Raw genomic sequence first — 22,072 nt, forward strand, 5'->3', positions numbered from 1 at the left:
GTGCCCAGCATTGCTGAAAGCTCTAACACCAAAAAACAAGGAGACCAAAGAATGCAAAAACATCGCATGCGCAAGACCGTGCTGGCGGCACTGATCGCCGAAATACTGATTCCGCTGTCGGCATTCGCACAGGATGCGCAGGGCACCACCGGGAACACGGCACAGCCCGAAAATGCGGCAACCGTCGTCGTCAGCGGCATCCGGGCTTCGCTCAGCTCGTCATTGAATACCAAGCGCATGCAGGATGGCGTGGTCGATGCCGTCTCGGCCGAGGATGCGGGCAAATTCCCGGACACGAATATCGCCGAATCGCTGCAGCGCGTGACCGGCGTGCAAATCCAGCGCAATAACGGCGAGGGCCGCTATATCTCGGTGCGCGGGCTCGGACCGGAGTTCAACAATGTGCTCGTCAACGGGCGCACGCTGACCAGTGACACGGGCGGGCGGGAATTCTCGTTCGACCTGCTGTCGTCCGACCTGATTTCAAAGGTGCTCGTCTACAAAACCTCGCAGCCCTTCCTGCCCGAAGGCGGCATTGGATCGACCGTGGACGTGCAGACGGCGCGCCCGCTGTCCGGCAAGACCGGCCATTCGTCGGTGATCAACGTCTCGCACTCCTACGACGACAATTCCAAGGAGCACACGCCGAACCTGGCCGGCATGTACACCTTCGCCAACGAGGCGCGCACCTTCGGCGTGACGGCTTCGGTGTCGTACACCGACCGCGCCTCGAAGCAGAACAAGGCCGTGACGGACGACTGGCACTACCGCGACGTGACGATGATCAACGGCGACCTGAACTCGCGCGGCCTGACGATGGCCGACGTGACGACGCGGAAGCTGTACATGCCGCAGAGCTTCGGTTTCCAGGTCGAGGATGAAAGCCGCAAGCGGACGGTCGGCAACCTGACCGTGCAGTACAACCCGTCGCGCGACTGGAAGCTGTCGGCCGATGCGCTGTATTCGCGCCTCGACCAGCGCAACAAGGTGATCGCCTTCAGCGACTGGAACAACCCGGTGCAGGTCGGCGTGCAGTACGACGACAACGACCAGGTGACGTCGTTCCAGCGCCCGGGGTCGGATTTCTACGCGAACAACCCGGGCCTGGTGGGCGAAGGAAGCCCACTCACCGAAGGCAATTCGAACGACATGATCGTCAAGGGCGGTGACCGGCTGTCGGAAACCAAGGCCTTCGGCCTGAACTCGAAATGGCAGCTGGCGCCGGACTGGAAGCTGGAAGGCGATGTCTCCACCTCGCGCACGACGTCGCAATCGCCGGACCAGTGGGTGGTGGCCGGTATGCTGCCCAGGAACGGCGACGTGCTGACCTTCGGCGCGAGGCCTACCGTGATCTTCGGCGACAACATCGCCGATCCCACGGCGGTGCGGGCCCACGCCGTGTCGAACGGCGAAGTGTCCAATTCCGACAAGCTGCACGAGGGCCGGCTGAACCTGTCGTGGAACCGCGAGGAAGGCCCCTTCAAGGGCATCGACACGGGCGTGTCGTATTCGCAGCGCGAAGTGGGGCGCCACGAGTTCGAAGCCGATTCGTGGAATGCGTTCAGCGGCTACCACGTGGCGCTGCCGTCGTCGCTGTTCACCGTGACGCCGATGGACGATTTCTTCGGCACCGGCGGCCAGGTGCCGAAGGCCTTCCTGCGCTTCGATCCGAACGAATACATGGCTTACCTGAACCAGCCGTCGCTGCTGGGCCAGTCGAACGACCCGGCCCTGTACGGCGACAAGTCGCGCTACCCGAATGGCCCGATGGGGATCAACTATGCGGCGCCGGCGTCGCAGTGGGGCGTGCGGGAAAAGGTGTCGAGCATCTTCCTCGACACGAAGTGGGAAGGCGAGCGCTGGTCGGCCAACGCCGGGGTACGCGTGGTGCACGTGAAATCGCGTTCGACCGGTTTCTCCCGCGAACTGCTGTCGGCCACGAAAAGCCCGAACGACACGACCTATATCCTGAACTGGGGTCCGCGTGTGGCCACCAGCGTCGACAACAGCTACAACAGCTACCTGCCGTCGGCCAACGTGAAGTTCGACGTGACGAAGGACATGCTGCTGCGCCTGGCGGCATCGAAGACGGAAACCCGGCCGACGCTGTCGCAGATGGGTGTCGACAACTGGTACGGCGGCAGGTTCGGCGACGTGCAGACGGGTGGCGGCAATCCTTACCTGAATCCGATGCAGTCGAAGAATCTCGACCTGTCGTATGAGTGGTACCTGTCGAAGACGAACTACGTCAGCGCGGCCTTGTTCTACAAGAAGGTGTCCGACTTCCTGGAGACGCGCTTGGTCGACATGCGCATTCCCCAGTACGACGAGGTGGTGCACGACAGCCGCGTGCGCAACGGGCAGAAGGGCAAGATCAAGGGCCTGGAGATCGCGGGCCAGTACGCGTTCGACGATGCGATCCCGTGGCTGCGTGGCTTCGGCGTGTCGGCAAACTACACCTATGTGGATGCTTCCGCGGAGCGCGATGGCGATGCGGCCGCGCTGGTGTGCGGCTACCCGGGTCTGTCGAAACAGTCGTACAACGGCTCGGTGTTCTACGAGAACGGCAGCTTCCAGGCCCGTGCCAGCTACAACTGGCGCAATCACTTCTCGATCAACTGCGGTGGCGGCAGCACCCAGCCGCGCAACCGCGCCGCGTATGGGCAGACCGATGCCAGCCTGCGCTACAACCTCACGGACACGATTGCGATCTATGCCGACGCGATCAACCTGTCGAACCAGCAGGCGCACGAGTATGCCAGCAACGAAAGCCAGTTCCTGATGCTGGAAGACGTGGGGCGCCGGGTCAACGTGGGCGTGCGCGTGGCGTTCTGACCGACCCGCACGGGAATGCGAAAGGGGCGCCGCGGCGCCCCTTTTTCACATCGTTGCCACTTCTATCGTTGCGGCATCAACCCTGCTTGCCCAGCACCGAATGGTGGCGCGAGTAGCCGAAATAGATGACCAGGCCGATCGCCAGCCAGATGCCGAAGGCCAGCCAGGTGTGCCACGACAGGTAAGCCATCAGGGTGACGCAGAACGCCACCGCCAGCAGCGGAATCACCGGCACGCCCGGGCAGCGGAATGCGCGGTGCAGGTCGGGGCGCTGCTTGCGCAGGATGATCACGGCGATCGAGACCAGCGAGAATGCGGCCAGCGTGCCGATGTTGATCAGTTCCGCCAGCACGTTCAGCGGTATCAGCGCGGCCAGCAGGCCGAACACGATGCCGACGATCCAGGTGGCGAGGAACGGCGTGCCATGCTTTGGATGGATCGCCGACAGGCGCTTGGGCAGCAGGCCATCGCGCGACATGGCGAAGATGATGCGGGTCTGGCCATAGGACATCACGAGGATCACGGTGGTCATGCCAAGGATCGCGCCCAGGTCGACGAAGCGGGCGACCCAGTTCTCGCCCGCGTACTTGAGCGCCAGCGAGACCGGGTGGTCGACGCCTGCGAACTGCTGGAACGGCACGATGCCGGTCATGATCGCCGACACGACCACGTACAGGATCGTGCAGACGGCCAGCGAGCCGATGATGCCGATCGGCAGGTCGCGCTCAGGGCGCTTGACTTCCTCGGCGGCCGAGGTGACCGCGTCGAAGCCGATGAACGCGAAGAACACGAGGGCGGCGGCGGACAGCACGCCTGTGTGCCCGAAGGGCATGAACGGCTGCCAGTTGACCGGCTTGACGTGGCCCACGCCGACGGCGATGAACAGCAGCACGACGCCGACCTTGATGGCCACCATCACGTTGTTCATGCGTGCCGATTCACGGATGCCCAGCGACAGCATGAACGCGATCACGATCATGATGACAAAGGCGGGCAGGTTGAAATACGTGGCCACGCCGGGCACGGCGCCGGGTGCCGCGCTGAGCGCGGTGGGCAGGCCGAAACCATAGCTGGCCAGCAGCGACTGCAGGTAGCCGGACCAGCCGACCGCCACGGCCGACGCGGCCAGGCCGTATTCGAGCATCAGGTCCCAGCCGATCATCCAGGCGACCAGTTCGCCCAGCGTGGCATAGCTGTAGGTATAGATGGAACCGGCGACCGGCACGGTCGACGCGAATTCCGCGTAACACAGCGCGGCGAACCCGCACGCCAGCGCGGCGATGACGAAGGAGAGGGTGAGCGCGGGGCCCGCTGTCAGTGCGCCGGTACCGGTCAGCACGAAGATGCCGGTGCCGACGATGGCACCGATGCCCATCAGGACGAGGTCGAAGGGGCCCAGGACTTTCTTCAACCCGCCGGGCGCGCGACTGGCCGCGACCATGTCGTCAAGGTTTTTGGTTCTGAAAATGCTCACTGCTTCTCCAATTTTGTTGAGATTGTCTCCGGCGCCGCGCGTTGCCGGGTAGGCCCGCAGCGGTCTGGTCGCTGATTTGCATAGCGGCAAGCCCTGTCGGGCATGCCGCCGCATACTAGCACAGCGGGAGAAGCATGAAAATCAGTTAACGTTTACGTCAACGAGCGCAAGGCTGCGGGAGGAGGAGAAGGGAGGCGAGGCGGGAGCAAGGGCTGCGACACGGAACACAGGAGGCGCCGGAAGAGGCGGCGCGCTCCGACCAGTCCGATCAGTGCAAGAAACGGCCGCGGCTGTCGATGTAGCGGCTCGTTTCAGCCATCTTGTCCAGCCGCGCCTGAACCAGCCGGTGCCACGCGTCAACCCACTTCGAAGCAGCCATGCTCTCCTCGGCCGAACTCGCATAGAGCGTGCGTTCGACCGCGCGTTGCTGGCGTTGCAGGGCATAGGAAACTTTGAAGATGCTGTTCATGGGTGCTTTCATCATCCGTTGGCTGGCACGATTGCCGTTGAAGTGAATTTTCCGGGATTCGACCGTACTTGAATGTGCGCCAGTTCACGTAGGACAGAGATTACACCGCCTGATCTTCGAATACTACATCGCGTCCTACAGTAGTCCGACTCTCAAAAACATGGCTCAACCATAAAGTGGAGGAAATGACAACGAACCGAAACATCGGACAGAACTCGACGAGGATAATGACAATGTACAAGACCACGCAAACCGACACGACCGCCCTGCCACCATCGATGATCCAGGTTCCCGGCGCTGCGCCGAAGGCAGTGCGCACCAAGCCTGCGCCACTGGGCATCAGTGTCACGGGTCTGCAGCAGAACGAATTGCTGCGCGCGCTGCCGATGGATGAACTGGAACATCTGATCCCCGACCTGGAACTGGTGGCCATGCCGGTCGGCAAGCACCTGTACGACTTCGGCGAGAAGATCGACTATACGTACTTCCCGACCACGTCGATCGTGTCGCTGCAATATGTCAACGAAGATGGCGTGACGACCGAAATCGCCGTGGTTGGCCGCGAAGGCGTGGCGGGCGTGACGATGTACAAGGGCGAGCGGGCCAGCAATACGGCAGTCGTGCAGGCCGCCGGCTATGGCTACCGCATGCGCACCGATGCGCTGCGCGCACTGTTTGCCGAGGGCGGCATGCTGGCCCAGCAACTGATGCGCTTCACCAGCTCCCTGTTTGCGCAACTGGCGCAAAATGTCGTGAGCAGCCGCCACAGCAGCATCGAACAAAAGCTGTGCCGCTGGCTGCTTGAACGCCTGGACCGCTCCCCATCGAATGAACTGAAGGTGACGCAGGAACTGATCGCCAACCTGCTGGGCGTGCGCCGCGAGAGCATCACGGCCGCTGCCGGCAAGCTGGCTGGCGACGGCCTGATCCAGTGCCGCCGCGGCATGGTCGTGGTGCTGGACCGCACGGGCCTGGAGCGTTGCGCCGGCGCCTGCTACTTCGCCGCCCGTGCTACCGCGGCGCAAGCCATGCACAGCCACTAAATTCCGCGGGATCGCCCCGGGACTCTCCGGAAACGGCAAGGCCGCCTTCGGGCGGCCTTGCCGTATCAGGGGTTCCCGCAGCAATCTTCCGTTTCAGTCTCCCGTTTCAGCACCAGCGGGGCGGATGCTGCCACGGCCCGCTTCCTTTGCCAGGTACATCTGGCGATCCGCCTCGCGCAGCAGGTCGCCCGGCGCCGGCGTATCGGCGGCGGCATGCAGCGCAATGCCGATGCTGGCACCAACCTGCACCATGTCGGGGTCATCCGCAGCATCCTTCGCCAATGCCACCGGCCGGGCGAGCTCGGCGATCAGCTTGGCCGCTACCGTGCGCGCCTGCGCCATCGTATAGGCCTGCCCCTCAAGCACGACGATGAACTCGTCCCCCGCCAGCCGCACCACGCTGTCGTTCTGGCGCACCGATGCGCGCAGGCGCCGCCCCACTTCGACCAGCAGCGCGTCGCCGGCATCGTGGCCATGCCGGTCGTTGACGGCCTTGAAACCGTCGAGGTCGATGAACAGCACGGCAAAGGCCAGGCCGTGCCGCTGCGAGCGCGCTTGCGCCTGGGGCAGCAGTTCCTCCAGGGCGCGGCGATTGAGCAAGCCCGTCAACGGATCGTGACGAATGTCGTGTTCCCGCTGAGCCTCGGCGAGCTTGCGGGCCGAGATATCGTGCAGGAAGGCGGAAAACGTGAGCTGGCCATCGATCTCTGTGGCATGGATGCGGATCTCGACCGTCAGCGCGCTGCCATCGCGGCGCACGGCCGGCAGTTCGAGCCGCTTGCCCAGCACGGTTGCCTGGCCCGAGGCGCGATAGCGCGCCATGCCCCGGCGGTGCTGCTCGCGCAGACCAATGGGAATGATGAGCTCGTCGAGGGCGCGCCCCGCCGCTTCCTGGGCCGTCCAGCCGAATGTGCGTTCGGCCTGGCGGTTCCACGCCGTGACATGGCCATGCGCGTCGATGCCGATATAAACGTCATTGGCATTTTCGAGAATGCTGGACAGTTCCGCCTCGCGGGCGCGCAGTGCCGCTTCGGCCTGTTGCTGGCGGCCGATGGCTTCGGTCAGGTGATGATTGGCTTCGACCAGCTCGCGCGTGCGGTCCTCGACCCGTGCTTCAAGCTGCGCGTGCAGCGCGGCCAGATCGTGCTCGGCCGTCTTGCGCGCCTGGATATCGATCACGGCCACGATGAAATACTCGGGCCGGCCCGTTTCGTCCGATTTCAGGCTCACGTTCGTGTGGACCCAGACGGTGCTGCCGTCGCGCCGGATATAGCGCTTCTGCCGTTCGAACTGGGTAATGCGGCCGGCAACGAGGTCGCGCACCAGGGCAAGGTCGTCGGCCACGTCGTCCGGGTGCGTGATCTGCCGGAACGTCAGGCGCCTGAACTCCTCTTCCGAGTAACCGAGGATCGCGCAGGCCGCGGCATTCACCGTGAGCCAGTTGCCAGTGTTCGCATCGATCAGGGCGATACCGAAGCTGGCCAGCTTGAAGATCGAGAACAGTCGTGCTTCCGTGCCGCGCATGGCCGCATCCGCTTCCTGCAGGTGGGCGCGCGCGCGCCCCAGCTGTTCGCGCCGGCGTACTTCGTCCGCGACGATGCCGGCGAGATCCTCGAAAGCCGCCAGCTCGTCGGGCGTCAGTTCGCGGGGCCGGGTGTCCAGCGCGCACAGCGTGCCGATCGCATGGCCCTCCTGCGACCGGATCGGCACGCCGATATAGAAACGGAATTTCAGGCCTTCGCGCACGAGCGGGTTGTCGGCAAAGCGGGGATCGTGCTGGGCGTCGTTGATGACCAGCGGCTCGCGCTGCGCGATCGCATGGGTGCAGAACGAGATGTTGCGGGGCGTTTCCGCCAGCTCCGTTCCCACGCGCGATTTGAACCACTGGCGGTCGCGGTCGACAAGCGAGAACAGCGCGATGGGTGCACCCAGCAGGCGGCTGGCCAGCCGCGTGACCCGGTCGAACACGGGCTCGGGTGCCGAATCGAGAAGTTGCAGCGCATGCAACAGGGCGAGGCGACCGGCTTCGTCGGGCCGGGCGCTGGAGTGGATGCCGGGGTGAGAAGGAGTCGGCGCAGTCATGCTCCATTGTAGCGGCTGCACCGGGAACGCATTGCGCGACGTGTTGCGGGACGCAAGGCGCAAGACGGCAGGTCACTGCTGCGGGCCGCTGGTGTGCATGGCATGGCGCATAGTGGCTGCCAGGCGCTTTTCAGACACTGTTCAGACGTTTTTCAGCGCTTCTCAAGCGTGCTCAAGCGTGCTCAAGCGTTTTCAAGCGTGTTTCAATCGCCAGCCATCGCGGTTTGCGGCGGCAGGCCGCCGGGCAGGGCGCTATTGCGGATACATGGCGCCGTCGATCGTGCCGCCGGCGCCGCGCCGCGGCACGCGGCTGCCGCCGGGAGTGGCCAGCACGCGCAGGATCGTTTCTGGCGGCAGGCCATGCTGCGCCAGGTAAGCCCATGCGAGAGCGGCGCCCCGTTCGGCGTCGTAGCGGATCGCCTGGTCGACCACGGCCGCCAGCGCGGCGTTGTTGCGCCGGTCGCTGCCGCTCCTGCTGTCACCACGCCCCTCGTTGCCCATCTCCAGAGTCATCATCGCCTCCGCCTGTGTCAGTTTGAAAGCATCCGCTGTTGCAAACCGCAAGTCAAGCTGGCTCATGTATTTTTTGTCGTCGGGTTATCGTTGGACCGGTAAAAACGGATGCGCCGGCGAGGGGCACGAAATCGATTGCGCCCGCCACGCGGACCGTGACGCGGTAGTCGTGATTCTTGAGAAGGTCGACCAGCAGCCGCTGGTCGAACGGCGCATCGTCGACGACGAAAATGTGCAAGTGGACGGTGGTGGCACGGGGAAGATGGTCTTGTCGGCAACAAATGCATTGTCGCGAATGCATTTTCCGATCATGCATCATGCTTGCCAGTGCAGCTTTTTCGCACAGTTCGTCGCTTTCAAAAGTGTTTTCGCTGCGCCCAAAACCGTGCCAGGTGAGGCTTCGTCCATAATTGAATCATGTGTTGAGTTAGGGCAATAAATCGTATTGCCTTCCTGAATTTTTTTTGGAGAGACGATCTTGATCAGTGTGAATTCGCGCCGCCTGGCTGCCGCCATTCTTGTATTCTGCGCCGCCGCTGCCAGCGCCAATGCCGCCGTGTACAACAACGGCAGCAGGACGGCCACGTTCGATGTGACGATGGGTCTGGTTGCCGACTGCACGATCGCCGCGAACGCGCTCAACTTCGGCGCCGGCCGCGGGGTGCTCGCCACCGCCGTTACCGCCACGTCGGACATCAAGGTTACCTGCACCAATACCACGCCGTTCAACCTGGGCCTGAACGAAGGGACGGGCACCGGTTCCTCCGGTACAACCCGCTATATGAGCGGCACGGGCGCCAATGCCGGCACCGTCAAGTTCAACCTGTACCAGGCGGCCGGTGGCGCCGTGTGGGGCAATACGCAAGGTACCGACACGCTGGGCGGCACCGGTAGCGGCACACAGCAGACGCTCACGGTATACGGAGAAATTCCCGCCCAGGCATCGCCGGCTCCCGACACCTACAAGTCGACGATCACGGCGACCGTCTACTTCTGATGCCCATGCCGCGCCCCGCCTTCGTTGCCTGCCTGCTGGCGCTCGGCTGCGCTGGTGCCGGCGCGGCCAACCTGCAGATATCGCCCGTGTCGATCACGTTTCGGGCGGGGCAGGGTGCCTCCGGCATTACGCTGCAGAACCAGGGCGACACGCCGGTGTACGGCCAGGTACGGGCCTACGCGTGGACGCAGCGCGATGGCGAGGACGTGCTGGGCGAGACGGCCGAACTGGTCGCAAGCCCGCCCATCATCGAGATCGCGCCGCGCGCCGCGCAGACGATCCGGCTGATCCTGAAGGCGGGTTCGCCGACCGCGGTCGAGCGCAGCTTCCGCCTGCTCATCGACGAACTGCCCCGCGCCGACGGCACGCAGTCCGGCGTGGACATCCGGTTGCGCTACTCGGTCCCCGTGTTCGTGCCGCCGGCCGGCGATGCCGCGCCGGTCCTGGCCTGGCGGGTCTTCCGGCAGGGTGGCGAATGGATGCTGCGCGTGGCGAACACGGGCGCGCAGCACGCGCAACTGGGGTCGACCACGCTTCGCAACGGGGCGGGAACAGAAATCATCGTCAGCAAGGGCCTGCTGGGCTACGTATTGCCCGGCCAGGAGCGGTCGTGGAAACTGCCGGTGGCGCAGGATGCCCAGCTTGACGGCAAGGTGGCGGTACGGTCCGTGGTCAACGCGCGGCCCGAGACGGCTGATACGGCAGGCCGCTGATGCGGGAGACATGCGCGCGCTGGCCGGGTTGATGGTCGTGGCGGCGATGCTGCCGGCGGGCGGCGCGCTGGGCCAGGCAGTGCCGCTGGCTGAACTGTATCTGGACGTCAGTGTCAACGGCGAGGAGACAGGCATGGTGTTGCGCTTCACACAGGGGCCGCGGGGTTTGCGCAGCAGCGTGCAAAACCTGCGCGACCTGCAACTCGATCCCGCCCTCTTCGGGCTGGCCGATCGCGACGAGTTCGATCTGGCCGCTGTACCCGGCCTGGCACACCGCTACGATCCCGGCGCACAGACGCTGGCGCTGACGGTTGCCGACGCGCTGCGCGCACCCACCGCCGTGGCAGCGCGCCCGGACCGGGACGTGGCCGCATCGGCCGGTACGTCGCGCGGCGCGTTGCTGAACTACCAGGTCTACGCGCAGGCGGGTCGCGGCGGCCGCGTTGCCGGGCTGCACGAGCTGCGCTGGTTCGATGCACGCGGGGTGTTTTCCTCGAGCGGCACCACCACGCTACGCGGCGAAGGCCGCGCCTATACCCGCTTCGATACCTGGTGGACGCGCTCCGATCCGCTCACACTGGAAACCGTGCAGGCGGGCGATATTGTCAGCAATGCGCTGCCGTGGAGCCGCTCGATGCGCCTGGGTGGCTTCCAGTGGCGCAAGAACTTCACGCTGCGCCCCGACCTGCTGACATATCCGGTGGCCTCCGTGCGAGGCACCGCCGTGGTGCCGACGGCCGTCAGCCTGTACGTGAACGGCATGCAGCAGATGGCGACGGAGGTGCCCAGCGGCCCATATGTGATCGACCAGATCGCCGGACTGAATGGCGCCGGGCAGGCCAGCATCATCACCCGCGACGCATTGGGCAGGTCGGTGGCGACCACGCTGCCGCTGTACATCGACACGCGGATGATGGCGCCCGGGCTGACCGACTTCTCCGCCGAAGCCGGGTTCCTGCGCCGCGACTACGGTACCCGTTCCTTCCGCTACGCGTCGAGCCCCGCCGCCAGCGCTTCCGTGCGTCACGGGTACACGGACGCCGTGACGCTCGAGGCGCATGGCGAAGCGGGTCGCGGTGTGGTCAACGGCGGCGGCGGTGCCATGCTGCGGCTCGGGCGTGCCGGCGTCGTTTCCGCATCGCTGGCCGCCAGCGTGGGGCGCGGGCGCGGCCTGCAGGGGAGTATGGGTTACCAATACATATCGGCCCGCTTCAGTGTTGACCTGCAGGCGCAGCGCGCCGGCGCGCGCTATGCCGATCTGGCCAGCGGCGAAGGCAGCCCGCCGCCGCGCCGGAACGACCGCGCCAGCGTGAACCTGGCGCTGCCTCTGGGGCAAAGTGCCGGCATCAGCTACGTGGGCTACCGGGTGCCGGGCCAGGAACGGGCGCGCATCGCGGCGCTGAACTGGTCGTCTTCGCTGCCGGGCGGCGCCTATGCCAGCCTGGGCGCATGGCGCGACCTGGACCGGCCCGATGCGCGCGGCCTGTCGTTCTCCATCAGCATGTCGTTCGGCGAGCGCATCTCGGCGAGCGCCACCGCTGGCCGCCAGCAGGGCCAGCGCAGCCACAACGTGGCGCTGGTGCGCCCCGCCGACTATGGCGGTGGTTTCGGCTGGGCGCTGCAGCAGGGCGGCATCGAAACGTCGCGCTACACGCAGGCGCAGGTGCAATACCTCGGCAGCGCCGGGCAGGCAACTTTGCTTGTCCAGCGCAACGGCGACAGCAATGGCCTGGCGCTCGACGCGGGCGGCTCGCTCGTGCTGATGGATGGTGTCGTGTCGCCCGCGCGGCAAGTGGGAGAAGGCTTCGCGCTCGTGTCCACCGGTGTGCCGGGCGTGCCGGTCGTGCACGAGAACCGGCCGCTCGGCAGCACCGACCGACGCGGCTACCTGCTCGTGCCGAACCTGATTCCCTACACCAGCAACACGCTGTCGATCGATACGACTGCATTGCCGGTCGATGCACGGGTTCCCAGCACGCGCATGACGGCCGTTCCGCAGCGGCTGGCGGGCGTGCTGGTGGCGTTTCCCGTCGAGCGCTACGCGGCCGCGACGGTCATCCTGCACGATGCCGAAGGCCGGCCGCTGCCCGTCGGCACTGCCGTGGCGGATCCGGTCTCCGGCAACGCCACGGTCGTGGGCTACGATGGCAAGGCGTTCGTCGACGGCCTGCGTGCACGGAACCGGCTGGTGATCGGTGCTGGCGCGAACCGCTGCGAGGTGCTCTTCGCATGGCAGGCGGCCAGTGGCGACCTGCCGGTGATCGGGCCGCTGGTCTGCCGCGCGGGGGTGTCGCCGTGACGGCGCGGCTGTGGCGGACGACTGGCCTGGCGGCCTCGCTGTTGCTGGCCAGTGCCGCCGCGCGGGCCGACAGCTGTACCGCGGCCATGTCGGACGTCGTGTTCGGCCAGGTCAGCCCGGTATCCGGGAGCGACTATTTCGCCAACGGTACGCTGACCGTGACCTGTACGTGGACACTGCTGGGCAACCTCGGCGTGCTGCTGCTGCCGAATGTGAATTACTGTGTCAACGCGGGGCCCGGCAGCGCGGGCACGTCCGTCACGGCGCGGGCGATGGCGAACGGCGCGGCGCGCATGCAATTCAACCTCTACCGGGACAGCAGTTATGCCGCGAATGCCGTGTGGGGTTCCACGGCGGTGGCGGGAACGTTGCCGGTCACGGGCCAGATGGGCGGCCTGCTGGCCCTCGGCTCACTGTCGCAAACCTTCACCATCCGCGGCAGGATTCCCGCCTCGGCACTTGCCGGCGTACCCTCCACGGGCGGTGCCGACACGGCCTACGTGGCCGATTTCGCCGGCCATGGCACGCTGCAGTACTCGTTCTATGGCTTGCTGGCGCCAGCCGCCGATTGCCGCGCCGGCGCCAGCACGTCGTTCTCGTTTAAGGCGCGCGCCACGGTGACCAACAACTGTTTCATCAACGCCGACACGCTGGCATTCGGCGCCAGCAATCGCGTGCTGGCGTCGGCCGTGCGGGCGGTCGGCACGCTGAGTGTCCAGTGCACCGCCAACAACCCGTACGCGATCTCGCTGAACGGCGGTTCGGTCTCGGGCAATCCCGCGGCGCGGCAGATGCGCAACGGGGCAACGGGGGAAAGCATCGGCTACGAGATTTCCGGCACGCTCGACGGCCCGCCGTGGGGCGATGGCAGTGGCGGCACGTCGATGGTGACCGGCACGGGTACCGGCGCGACGCAAGCCGTGAAGATGTATGGCAGGGTGCCTGCGCAGCGCACGCCGTCGCCGGGCACGTATCGGGACACGGTCACGGCGACGATCTGGTTCTGAGCGGCGGCGGCCGGTCAGAAGTAGACGACGGTCGGCTCGCGGTTCGCGGCGGGCGTGGTCAGCGGGGCTGGCTGGGCGGTGGCCGGCTGGGCAGCGGTGCCCGCTTTCGCCTGGATCAGGTACGGCGTCTCATGCGCGCAGCTCACCTGGGCGGCGGTGCCCTCACTCTGCACGGTGCAGGCTTCGGTCACGGTAAAACTTACCTGCATCGTCGCGCTGGCGCTCTTGCCGGCGGCGGAACAGAACACCGGCGCGCACGCCAGCAATACAAGGGCAATCTTTTTCATGGTCGTCACACATCGTCAAGGTGTCACTGCTGGCAAGGCGATCGCGCGTTCTGGGCGACAGCGGGAGCCAGCATGGTCTCGTTCCTGACAGGAGGGTTTGCTACTGCCGCGAGATGTACCAATGATACACGAGTATTGCTTTGAATCAATGTGAGAATGCGTGAGTTTGTGGTTTTTCGAGAGAATCGTTGCAGCCGCCCCACGTCATGAAATCAAGCCTGCTGGTAGCGCTGTTCGAACTCGCTGATCGGCACCGGCGGAGAAAACAGGAAACCCTGGTAGGCATCGCAGTCGTGCTCGCGCAGGAAGGCGAACTGCCGTTCGGTTTCGACTCCCTCGGCGATCACCTTCAATCCCAGCGTCTTGCCGAGCGAGACGATCAGCTCCGCGATCGCACCGGCATTGGCCACGTGTGCGACATCGCTGACGAACGAACGGTCCACCTTCAGCGCGGAGAGGGGAAACTGCTTCAGGTAGCTGAGCGAAGAGTAGCCGGTGCCGAAGTCGTCCAGCGAGAACAGCACGCCATGGCTGCGTAAGTGGGTCATCTTGGCGATCACGTCGTCCACGTCGCGGGCAAAGGCGCTTTCGGTCAGTTCCAGCGACAGCCGCGACGGCGGCGCGCCGGTTTCCGCCAGCACGGCCAGCACCCGGTCGGGAAAGTCCGGTTGCAGCAGCTGGCAGGCACTGACATTCACGGCCAGCACCAGATCGGCCAGGCCAGCGATGTGCGACCAGCGTTCAAGGCAGATGCAGGCATCGTGCAGCGCCTGCATGCCGATGCCCACGATCAGCCCCGTGGTCTCGGCCAGGCCAATGAATTCGGCGGGCCCGACCAGGCCGCGTTGCGGATGCTGCCAGCGCAGCAGGACCTCGCCGCCGACGACGCGGCCATCGGCGCCGAACTGCGGCTGGCAATGCAGCGGAAACCGGTGTCGCTTCAGCGATTCGCGCAGGTCGGCCTCCATCGCGCTGCGCTGGTCGATCGCGGCCTGCATCGCCGGGTCGAAGAAGCGCATGGTGTCGCGGCCAGCGGTCTTCGCGTGGTACATGGCGATATCGGCCTGGCGCAACGCCGCGTCGACGCTGCCATGTTCGTGGCCGAACAGCGCGACACCGATCGACGGCGTGACAGTGCAGGCGCGCCCGGCGCCGAGCTGGCCCAGCGGGTGGGGCCGTGCCAGCACGCCCAGGATCTTGCGCGCCACCTTGCCGGCCTCCACGGCCGCCTCGGTCGCGGTGCGGCCGAGGCCCTCGAGCGCGACCACGAACTCGTCGCCGCCCAGCCGGGCCAGGTGATCCGTTTCGCGCACGGCGTGGCGCAGCCGCTCGGCCACCTGGCGCAGCAGCAGGTCGCCGGCGCTGTGGCCCAGCGTGTCGTTGACCCCCTTGAAATGATCGAGGTCGATGAACAGCAGCGCGCCGACCGCCTGCGTGCGTGACGTGTGGCTGGCGATGCGCTGCAACTGCTCTAGCAGGTGGCGCCGGTTGGGCAGGCCGGTGAGCTGGTCGAAGTAGGCCAGTTCGTAGATACGCCGCTCGCTTTCCTTGCGCTCCGTGAGATCGGTGTTGGTGCCCGACAGGCGCAACGCGCGGCCGTCGTCGCCGCGCAGCACGAAGCCGCGCGAAAGGACCGGCACGTAATGGCCATCCTGGTGCCGCAGGCGGAACTCGATCGCATACGTGCGTTCGCGCCCGGCCAGCAGCGACGCCATGAACCGGTCGATCACCGGCATGTCGTCCGGGTGCATCAGGTGGCGCCAGGTGTCGTTGGCCATGCCGGCGCCGTCGGGCGGCAGGCCGACCATCTCCCACCACCGGTCCGAGTAGTACACGATGCCGGTGACCAGGTCCAGGTCCCACGTGGCGTCGGTCGAGCCGAGCAGCACGAGGCGCAGGCGTTCTTCCGACTTGCGCAGGTGCTCCTCGGCCAGCTTGAGCGCCGTGCAGTCGGTGAAGGAGACCACCACTTCCTGTACCGCGCCCGCCGCACCGAGCACCGGATAGGCGTTGCACAGCATCCACCTGGGCCGTTCTTCACCGGGGCGAACGATGCCGATCACGGCGCCGGACACTTCGGTACCCAGGCGCAGCACGCTCCACACGGGATAATCCTGCTCGGCCAGGGGGGCGCCGTCCGGGCCGAGCAGGCCCCATTCGGCCACGGCGGCCGGCAGGCCGGTAACGCCGTCCACGGTGCGGCCGAGCAGCCGTTCCGCCGTGCGGTTGGCGGTGGCGACGACGCCATCGGCCCGGTGGATCACCACACCGGCTGGCAGATGATCGAGCAGCTCACGCAATGCCCCCGTAGCGGACAGCTGGGCGACGGGAGGCTGCGCGTCCTCGCTCCTTTCAGGCTCCATCGGGGATCTCCTTTTGGTCAGCTTTCATCGTAGACCCATGTTGCCGGCGGTGGCGCTGCGCACGCTTGCATGGCGAAAAAGCTACAGTTGGCCTGGCTTTGCTGTCGTGGTTGCATATAAAGAATTTTTCGTGCAATATGGTAACCGCCCGCCGCCCTGAACCTCCTGCCGCGCGGGCCGAGTTCCCTTCCGCACCTCCGCGGGGACGCCACTCCTGGCGCATCTCACGACCACCGGTCGCGAATACGACGCACCCGCCTTCGCATTCGTACCGGCCGACAAAGCCCGATCCGGGCTGTGAACTGCAACCTCTGGAGAATGTCATGAATACCCTTGCTACCGCTGTGCGCCCCGACGCAAACGACGACGTGCTGCGCACGTACGACCCGAACCGCCTGCTCGACCACCTGATCGACCGCCTGGACCTGAAGAACGATGCGGCGCTGGCCCGCATCCTGGACGTGGCGCCGCCCGTGATCAGCAAGATCCGCCATTACCGCCTGGCGATCGGCGCCTCGCTGCTGATCCGCATGCACGAGGTGTCCGACATCTCGATCGGCAACCTGCGCATCCTGATGGGCGACCGCCGTGCCAAGTTCCGTGTGGCGTTCTCGCAGAACGACGTTCCCGACATGAGCCTGCGCGCCGCCTGACGGGCGTGGCAGGGGGGAGGGTGATGCGTCACGGCAACATTTGGCGCGCAAACGGCGCATTTGGCCCGGCTCTCGGGTACACTGGCGCTTGCCGTCCGCCGGTGCAAGCCGGGCCGGCCACCCTTCCGTGAACCCGCGCCCCCGGTTCCTGAGCCTCTACAGATAGTCAGGAATTTTCGATGTTTCGTCCTTCGGGGAGCGCCCGTCCCGCCACGCATTCCGCCACGCATCCGGCCCCGCATTCATCCCCGCGTCCGTCCCTGTTTGCGCGGCTGTTTCCGTGCCGCCGCCTCGGCACCTGGCTGGCCATGTGGCTGGCGCTGTCGGTACTGCTGTCGACCACGGTGCTCGTGCTGCTGCTCGGCCATCTCGCCACCGATGAACTGAAACGCTCGATCGGCGCGGGCCTGGCCGGGCGCGCACGCTATGCGGCGCAACAGCTGGACAGCACCATGTATGAGCGCTATCGGGAAGTGCGGCTGCTGGCGGCGCGGCCCGAATTCACCGCGCCGGAGCTGTTGATGCCGCAAAGGCGCGAACTCGTGGAGAGCCTGCAGCGCAGCTACCCCCTGTATGCCTGGATCGGCCTGGCTGGCCTCGATGGCAAGGTGGATGTCGCCACCGGCGGCCTGCTCGAAGGTGCCGACGTGGGGAGCCGCCCCTGGTTCTCGGGCGCCATGGCGGGCCGGTACGTGCATGATGTGCATGACGCGAAATTGCTGGCGAAGCTGCTGCCGCACGAGGAAGGCGGACTGCCCCGCTTCGTCGATGTCGCATTTCCCGTGGCGGACCGGGATGGCCGCACGCAGGGCGTGCTCGGTGCTCACCTGAACTGGAGCTGGGCCGAGCGGCTGCGGATACAGATCGACGCGGCCGGGAACTGGGCGGGCGAAACCCTCATCGTGGGCCACGACGGCAAGGTGCTTGCCGGCCCGGCGTCGATGACGGGCACGGTCGTCGAGTCGGCCGTGTTCAACGCGGCGCGCGGCGGCGGGCGCCACTTTGCCGAAGAGCGCTGGGCCGACGGGCGCGACTACCTGGTGGGCGGCGCCGTCACGCGCGGGTATGGGGCCTATCCCGGCCTGGGCTGGGTCGTGCTGACCCGGCAGGATACCCGCGCCGCCTATGGCGAAGTGCGCACGCTGCAGATCCGTGTGGCGCTGGTGGGGCTGGCGGTGGCGCTGGCGTTTTCGCTGGTGGCATGGCGCGTCTCGCGCCGCATCACACGCCCGCTGCAGAAGGCGGCAGCGCTGGCCGCAGCGATCGAGGAGGGCGCCACCCATTCGATCGAAGTCCCGGCCGGCAGCTTCGAGGAACTGGCCGCGCTGACGGGCGCCGTCAATGCCAGCCTGTCGCGCCTGAAGGAAAAGGAACGCCAGCTCACCGAGGTGAATGCGGAACTGGAACGACGCGTGGCGCAGCGTACGCGCGACGTGGCGCAGTCGCTCGAAGCGGTGCGCCACAACGAGGCGCGCATCCGCGCGATCCTCGAGACAGCCCATGACGCCTTCATCGGCATGGACAGCAATGGCCGCATTACGGACTGGAACCCGCGCGCCGAGCAACTGTTCGGCTGGTCGCACGCCGAAGTCGCCGGCCTGGCGCTGCACGACGTGGTGGTCCCGCTGGCGCTGCGCGAAGCGCACCGTGCCGGCCTGGGGCGCTTCATGGCCGGCGGCGCCAGCCGTGTCCTGGGCCGCAGCATCGAAGTCATGGCGCTGCGCCGCGACGGCAGCGAATTCCCGGTTGAAATGACGATCGGCCTGATCGACGTGGACGGTGCCCGTTCCTTCGGCGCGTTCCTGAACGATATCTCCGAGCGCAAGCGCATCGAGCGCGAACTGGCCGACAGCGAACGCTTCCTGCGCACCGTCGCGGACAACAGCCCGGCCCTGATCGCCTACCTCGACCGCGACGAAGTGTATCGCTTCGCCAACCGCCGCTTTGAAACGCTGCTGGGCGTGGACCCGGCGCACATGCTCGGCCGGCGCCTCGGCGACCTGGTCGGTCACAGCATCTACGACGGCCTGCGCGGCCATCTCGACGCGGTGTTGTCCGGGCAGGCCGTGCATTTCGAAGCGGAGTTCAATGTTCCCGGCTGGCCAAAGCATTTCATGGCCGACTACATCCCAGTTTCGGCGCCGATGGTGCCGTGCAGGGCTTCCACGTGATGGCCATGGACATCACGGACCGCAAGATGGCCGAGCTGGCGCAAGCGCGCAACGAACGGCTCGCGCAGGCCGCAAGCCGCGCCAAAAGCGAGTTCGTGGCCAACGTCAGCCATGAGATCCGCACGCCGATGAACGCCGTGCTGGGCCTTGCCCACCTGCTCGACAATTCGGGTCTGGCGCCGCAGCAGCGCGAATACGTGAACATGATCCAGTCCTGCGGCAAGACATTGGTCGGCATCATCAACGACGTGCTGGACTTTTCCAAGATCGAGGCTGGCCGTGTGGACATCGCCGCGCTGCCGTTCGAGCTGGGGGAAATCGTCGAGGCGGCCGCGACGGCGATGCGGGCCAGCGGCAAGCCGCTGGAACTCGTCGTCGACGTGGAACCGGACGTCCCCTCGGCCTTCATCGGCGACGCGATGCGCTTGCAGCAGGTGGTCTTGAACCTGGTCGGCAATGCGCTCAAGTTCACGGCGAAGGGCCAGGTGGTGTTTTCCGTCGCGCGCGTGGCGCAGCACGGCAACACGGCCACGCTGCGCCTGGCCGTGCGCGACACCGGCATCGGCATCGATCCGGAACAGCAGGCCCGGCTGTTCACGCCGTTCGAACAAGCCGATGGTGGCATTTCCCGCCGCTTCGGCGGCACCGGCCTCGGCTTGACGATCGCACGCCAGTTGACCGAACTGATGGGTGGACACATCACGGTGGCCAGCAAGCCGGGCGAGGGCAGCGAGTTCGCGGTCCTGCTGCCGCTGGCGTGCGCGCCGCTCCCGGCAGCGCCGGAGACACCACCGCAGGCACCGCTGCGGTTGCTGATCGTGGAGCCGCAGCGTGCCAGCCGTGCCAGCCTGGCACGTGCTGTCGAGACGCTTGGCTGGATCGCCGGCTGGGCCGACACGGCCGCACAGGCGGTGGCCGCGGCCGATGCGCCCGTCGATGCCGTGCTCGTCGACGGCGATGCGGGCGTGGTCGGGCAACTGCGACGCGGCCTGGGCGACCGTTGGCCGGGGCGCCCCATCGCCTTCCTGCAACTGGCCGGCGGCGTGGCGCCGGCCAGTCCTGTCCAGGACACAGTGCCGCTGGTGCGCCCCGTGACCGCGCAGGGCCTGCGTACGGCGCTGGCCACCGTGGTGGCGCCGGCGCCGCAGGCAATGCCGGCGGTAACCGCGGCGGTGCCGGAGCGCAGCGCCGAGCTGGCTGGCGTGCGCATCCTGCTTGTCGAGGACAATGCGCTCAACCAACTCGTGGCGAAAGGTATACTGGAACCGGCCGGCGCGCACGTGACGACGGTGGGGGACGGGCAGCAGGCGGTCGACCTGATGGCGGCCCAGTGCGGCGATAACCGCTGTGACTTCGACGTGGTGTTGATGGACGTGCAAATGCCCGTGATGGATGGTTACACGGCAACGCGCATCCTGCGCACCCGGCTGGGCCTGCAGTTGCCGATCCTGGCGATGAGCGCCGGCGTCACCGCCGCCGAGCGGGAGCAATGCCTGGCCGCCGGCATGAACGATTTCATTCCGAAGCCGATCGATGTGGAGCAGATGATGGAACAGATCCAGCAACAAGTTCAGCAAGCCCGGCGGCGGGAGCGTCCCGCCGCCCAGCCTGTGGCGCCCGCCGCGCACCGCTTCGATGTCGACCGGCTGGCCGCGCTGTCGGCGCGCAATCCGGCACAACTGCAGGCGCTCGTCGCGCTGGTGGCGCGGATGGCACGCGAGGCGCCGGCCGAACTGGCGCGCGCCCGCGGCGCCTGGCAGGATGGCGATGGCCATGGCGCCGCGCGCCTGCTGCATGCATTGCGCGGCTCCGTCGGCAGCCTCGGGGCGCGCACCTTCGCCAGCGTGACCGTCGAGCTGGAAGGCGCGCTGCGCGAGGACCGGCATGAGGATGCCGCGCGGCTGTTCGACATCGCCGCGCGCGAGCTGGATGCCACGACGGATGCCGCGCGCAACTGGCTGGCCGCCCAGCAGCAACCCGAGGTGCCGGCGGCGCAACCGGACGACGTGCGCCGCTGGATCGGCCTGCTGCGCGAGCGCGACCTCGACGCCGCCACCGTGTATGAAACGTTGCGCGGCGCCTTGGCCGCGCAGCTTGACGGCGCGCAGCAGGCGGCCGTGGCGGCCGCGATGGCCGCGCTCGATTTCGATGGCGTCCTGGCCGCGCTGCCCGCCACCTTGAAGGAAGACGGATGACCACTGCCGCACCGCGGAACACGATCCTGATCATCGACGACAACCCGGACACAATCCGGCTGCTGTCCGCCATGGTGCGCGAACAGGGCCGCGTGCTGTTCGCCACCAGCGGCGTGGCGGGCCTCGAGCTGGCGCGCTCTCAGCGGCCCCAGCTCATCCTGCTGGACGTGGAAATGCAGGGAATGGATGGCTTCGCCGTCAACGAGCAGATCAAGAAAGACCCGGACTTGCGCAGCTGCGCCGTGATCTTCGTGACGGCGCAAACGTCATCGGAAGCGGAAATCGCCTGCCTGGACGCCGGCGCCGTCGATTTCATTCCAAAGCCGCTGAACGCGGCCGTGGTGCAGGCCCGCGTGCGCACGCACCTGCGGCTGCAGGCGGCCGTGGCCGCGCTCGACGAGCTGGCCAACCAGGATGGCTTGACGGGCTTGTACAACCGCCGCTATTTCGACCAGCAGCTGGCCGCCGAATTTGCCCGCCACCGGCGCCACCAGCTGCCGCTGGGGCTGGTGCTGATCGATGTCGACGATTTCAAGCTGTTCAACGACCGGTATGGCCACCAGCGGGGCGACGCCTGCCTGCAGGAAGTGGCCGAGGCGCTGAACGATGGCGCGCGGCGGCCCGGCGAACTGGCCGCCCGCTACGGCGGCGAGGAATTCGTGGTGCTGCTGCCGAACACCACGCCGGACGCGCTGGCCCGTTACGGCGACTGGCTGTGCCGGCGGATCGCCGCGCTGGGCATTCCCCATCCGTCCGCGTCGGCGGCTCCGCACGTCACCGCCAGCATCGGGCTGTGCGCGCGCATCCCGGCCGAGGGCGATACGGCGCAGGCGATGCTGCATGCCGCCGACATGGCGCTGTACCGTGCCAAGCGGGCGGGGCGGAACCGGAGCGTGCTGGCCGGCGACGAGGTCATCGAAACGCAGCTTGGCTGAAGCATGGCACCGGATGGCGTTTCCGGCGGAAACGCC

General features: G+C 66.8%; 17 protein-coding genes. 11 read left to right on the plus strand and 6 right to left on the minus strand.

All coding sequences use genetic code 11. The annotated features are described in order from the left end of the window. Positions 1–51 precede the first annotated feature (51 nt). Positions 52–2,835 carry a TonB-dependent receptor gene (locus tag EWM63_RS26755; RefSeq protein ID WP_130189247.1) on the plus strand — a complete coding sequence of 928 codons (2,784 nt, stop codon included), beginning with the start codon at positions 52–54 and terminating at the stop codon, positions 2,833–2,835. Between the two features lie 76 nt (positions 2,836–2,911). Here EWM63_RS26755 and bcaP read toward each other — a convergent pair whose 3' ends face one another. Continuing rightward, complete coding sequence (gene bcaP, locus EWM63_RS26760; RefSeq protein WP_130189248.1) at positions 2,912–4,309, minus strand: branched-chain amino acid transporter BcaP; 1,398 nt, start codon at positions 4,307–4,309, stop codon at positions 2,912–2,914. Positions 4,310–4,577: 268 nt separating this feature from the next. Continuing rightward, positions 4,578–4,778, minus strand: a complete 201-nt coding sequence (locus EWM63_RS26765; protein ID WP_130189249.1) for a hypothetical protein — start codon at positions 4,776–4,778, stop codon at positions 4,578–4,580. A 278-nt stretch (positions 4,779–5,056) separates the two neighbouring features. Between EWM63_RS26765 and EWM63_RS26770 the strand changes: the two genes are divergently transcribed. Further along, positions 5,057–5,821 (plus strand): Crp/Fnr family transcriptional regulator, encoded by a 765-nt coding sequence (locus EWM63_RS26770; protein WP_229487994.1) that lies wholly within the window; start codon positions 5,057–5,059, stop codon positions 5,819–5,821. 93 nt (positions 5,822–5,914) lie between these two features. On the opposite strand, the gene EWM63_RS26775 is transcribed toward EWM63_RS26770, so the two are convergent. Both EWM63_RS26775 and EWM63_RS26780 read right to left on the minus strand, forming a co-directional pair. Beyond that, positions 5,915–7,903, minus strand: coding sequence for a PAS domain S-box protein (locus EWM63_RS26775; protein WP_130189251.1), 1,989 nt, complete (start codon positions 7,901–7,903; stop codon positions 5,915–5,917). A gap of 252 nt (positions 7,904–8,155) precedes the next feature. Further along, positions 8,156–8,419, minus strand: coding sequence for a hypothetical protein (locus EWM63_RS26780; protein ID WP_130189252.1), 264 nt, complete (start codon positions 8,417–8,419; stop codon positions 8,156–8,158). Positions 8,420–8,438: 19 nt separating this feature from the next. Between EWM63_RS26780 and EWM63_RS26785 the strand changes: the two genes are divergently transcribed. From EWM63_RS26785 to EWM63_RS26805, 5 genes are read left to right on the plus strand one after another with little or no spacing between them, the layout of a single operon-like run. Beyond that, positions 8,439–8,855, plus strand: a complete 417-nt coding sequence (locus tag EWM63_RS26785) for a hypothetical protein (RefSeq protein ID WP_130189253.1) — start codon at positions 8,439–8,441, stop codon at positions 8,853–8,855. A 42-nt stretch (positions 8,856–8,897) separates the two neighbouring features. Next, a complete protein-coding gene (locus tag EWM63_RS26790; protein ID WP_503826254.1) occupies positions 8,898–9,413 on the plus strand; it encodes a Csu type fimbrial protein in 516 nt (171 codons plus the stop codon). A 5-nt stretch (positions 9,414–9,418) separates the two neighbouring features. Continuing rightward, a complete protein-coding gene (locus tag EWM63_RS26795; protein ID WP_130189255.1) occupies positions 9,419–10,126 on the plus strand; it encodes a fimbrial biogenesis chaperone in 708 nt (235 codons plus the stop codon). Positions 10,127–10,136: 10 nt separating this feature from the next. Then, entirely contained in the window at positions 10,137–12,425 is a 2,289-nt protein-coding gene (locus tag EWM63_RS26800; RefSeq protein ID WP_165390951.1) for a fimbria/pilus outer membrane usher protein, read from the plus strand. After that, positions 12,422–13,432 (plus strand): Csu type fimbrial protein, encoded by a 1,011-nt coding sequence (locus EWM63_RS26805; RefSeq protein WP_165390952.1) that lies wholly within the window; start codon positions 12,422–12,424, stop codon positions 13,430–13,432. Before EWM63_RS26800 ends, EWM63_RS26805 begins: the two co-directional genes overlap by 4 nt. Positions 13,433–13,446: 14 nt before the next feature. Here the strand turns inward: EWM63_RS26805 and EWM63_RS26810 are convergent, their stop codons facing one another. Together EWM63_RS26810 and EWM63_RS26815 are read right to left on the minus strand one after the other, a co-directional pair. Beyond that, positions 13,447–13,719 carry a Csu type fimbrial protein gene (locus tag EWM63_RS26810; RefSeq protein ID WP_130189258.1) on the minus strand — a complete coding sequence of 91 codons (273 nt, stop codon included), beginning with the start codon at positions 13,717–13,719 and terminating at the stop codon, positions 13,447–13,449. Positions 13,720–13,931: 212 nt separating this feature from the next. Then, positions 13,932–16,082, minus strand: a complete 2,151-nt coding sequence (locus EWM63_RS26815) for a putative bifunctional diguanylate cyclase/phosphodiesterase (RefSeq protein ID WP_130189259.1) — start codon at positions 16,080–16,082, stop codon at positions 13,932–13,934. Positions 16,083–16,405: 323 nt separating this feature from the next. Between EWM63_RS26815 and EWM63_RS26820 the strand changes: the two genes are divergently transcribed. The 4 genes from EWM63_RS26820 (at position 16,406) to EWM63_RS26835 (ending at position 22,036) form a co-directional block, all read left to right on the plus strand. Then, complete coding sequence (locus tag EWM63_RS26820) at positions 16,406–16,735, plus strand: hypothetical protein (RefSeq protein ID WP_130189260.1); 330 nt, start codon at positions 16,406–16,408, stop codon at positions 16,733–16,735. A 179-nt stretch (positions 16,736–16,914) separates the two neighbouring features. Continuing rightward, positions 16,915–18,906 (plus strand): PAS domain S-box protein, encoded by a 1,992-nt coding sequence (locus EWM63_RS26825; protein ID WP_130189261.1) that lies wholly within the window; start codon positions 16,915–16,917, stop codon positions 18,904–18,906. A gap of 5 nt (positions 18,907–18,911) precedes the next feature. Then, positions 18,912–21,101, plus strand: coding sequence for a hybrid sensor histidine kinase/response regulator (locus EWM63_RS26830; protein WP_165390953.1), 2,190 nt, complete (start codon positions 18,912–18,914; stop codon positions 21,099–21,101). Further along, complete coding sequence (locus tag EWM63_RS26835; protein WP_130189263.1) at positions 21,098–22,036, plus strand: diguanylate cyclase domain-containing protein; 939 nt, start codon at positions 21,098–21,100, stop codon at positions 22,034–22,036. Before EWM63_RS26830 ends, EWM63_RS26835 begins: the two co-directional genes overlap by 4 nt. Positions 22,037–22,072 lie beyond the last annotated feature (36 nt).

Origin of the sequence: Pseudoduganella lutea (genome assembly GCF_004209755.1) — a bacterium.
GTDB lineage: Bacteria > Pseudomonadota > Gammaproteobacteria > Burkholderiales > Burkholderiaceae_D > Rugamonas > Rugamonas lutea.

Bases quoted from the DNA above. Each gene is read 5' to 3' on its own strand.
- EWM63_RS26765 (WP_130189249.1), bottom strand. From the start codon at position 4,778: ATGAACAGCATCTTCAAAGTTTCCTATGCCCTGCAACGCCAGCAACGC.
- EWM63_RS26770 (WP_229487994.1), top strand. From the start codon at position 5,057: ATGATCCAGGTTCCCGGCGCTGCGCCGAAGGCAGTGCGCACCAAGCCT.
- EWM63_RS26755 (WP_130189247.1), top strand. From the start codon at position 52: ATGCAAAAACATCGCATGCGCAAGACCGTGCTGGCGGCACTGATCGCC.
- EWM63_RS26820 (WP_130189260.1), top strand. From the start codon at position 16,406: ATGAATACCCTTGCTACCGCTGTGCGCCCCGACGCAAACGACGACGTG.
- EWM63_RS26780 (WP_130189252.1), bottom strand. From the start codon at position 8,419: ATGATGACTCTGGAGATGGGCAACGAGGGGCGTGGTGACAGCAGGAGC.
- EWM63_RS26835 (WP_130189263.1), top strand. From the start codon at position 21,098: ATGACCACTGCCGCACCGCGGAACACGATCCTGATCATCGACGACAAC.
- EWM63_RS26810 (WP_130189258.1), bottom strand. From the start codon at position 13,719: ATGAAAAAGATTGCCCTTGTATTGCTGGCGTGCGCGCCGGTGTTCTGT.
- EWM63_RS26815 (WP_130189259.1), bottom strand. From the start codon at position 16,082: ATGGAGCCTGAAAGGAGCGAGGACGCGCAGCCTCCCGTCGCCCAGCTG.
- EWM63_RS26775 (WP_130189251.1), bottom strand. From the start codon at position 7,903: ATGACTGCGCCGACTCCTTCTCACCCCGGCATCCACTCCAGCGCCCGG.
- EWM63_RS26795 (WP_130189255.1), top strand. From the start codon at position 9,419: ATGCCGCGCCCCGCCTTCGTTGCCTGCCTGCTGGCGCTCGGCTGCGCT.
- EWM63_RS26800 (WP_165390951.1), top strand. From the start codon at position 10,137: ATGCGCGCGCTGGCCGGGTTGATGGTCGTGGCGGCGATGCTGCCGGCG.
- EWM63_RS26825 (WP_130189261.1), top strand. From the start codon at position 16,915: ATGTTTCGTCCTTCGGGGAGCGCCCGTCCCGCCACGCATTCCGCCACG.
- EWM63_RS26830 (WP_165390953.1), top strand. From the start codon at position 18,912: ATGGACATCACGGACCGCAAGATGGCCGAGCTGGCGCAAGCGCGCAAC.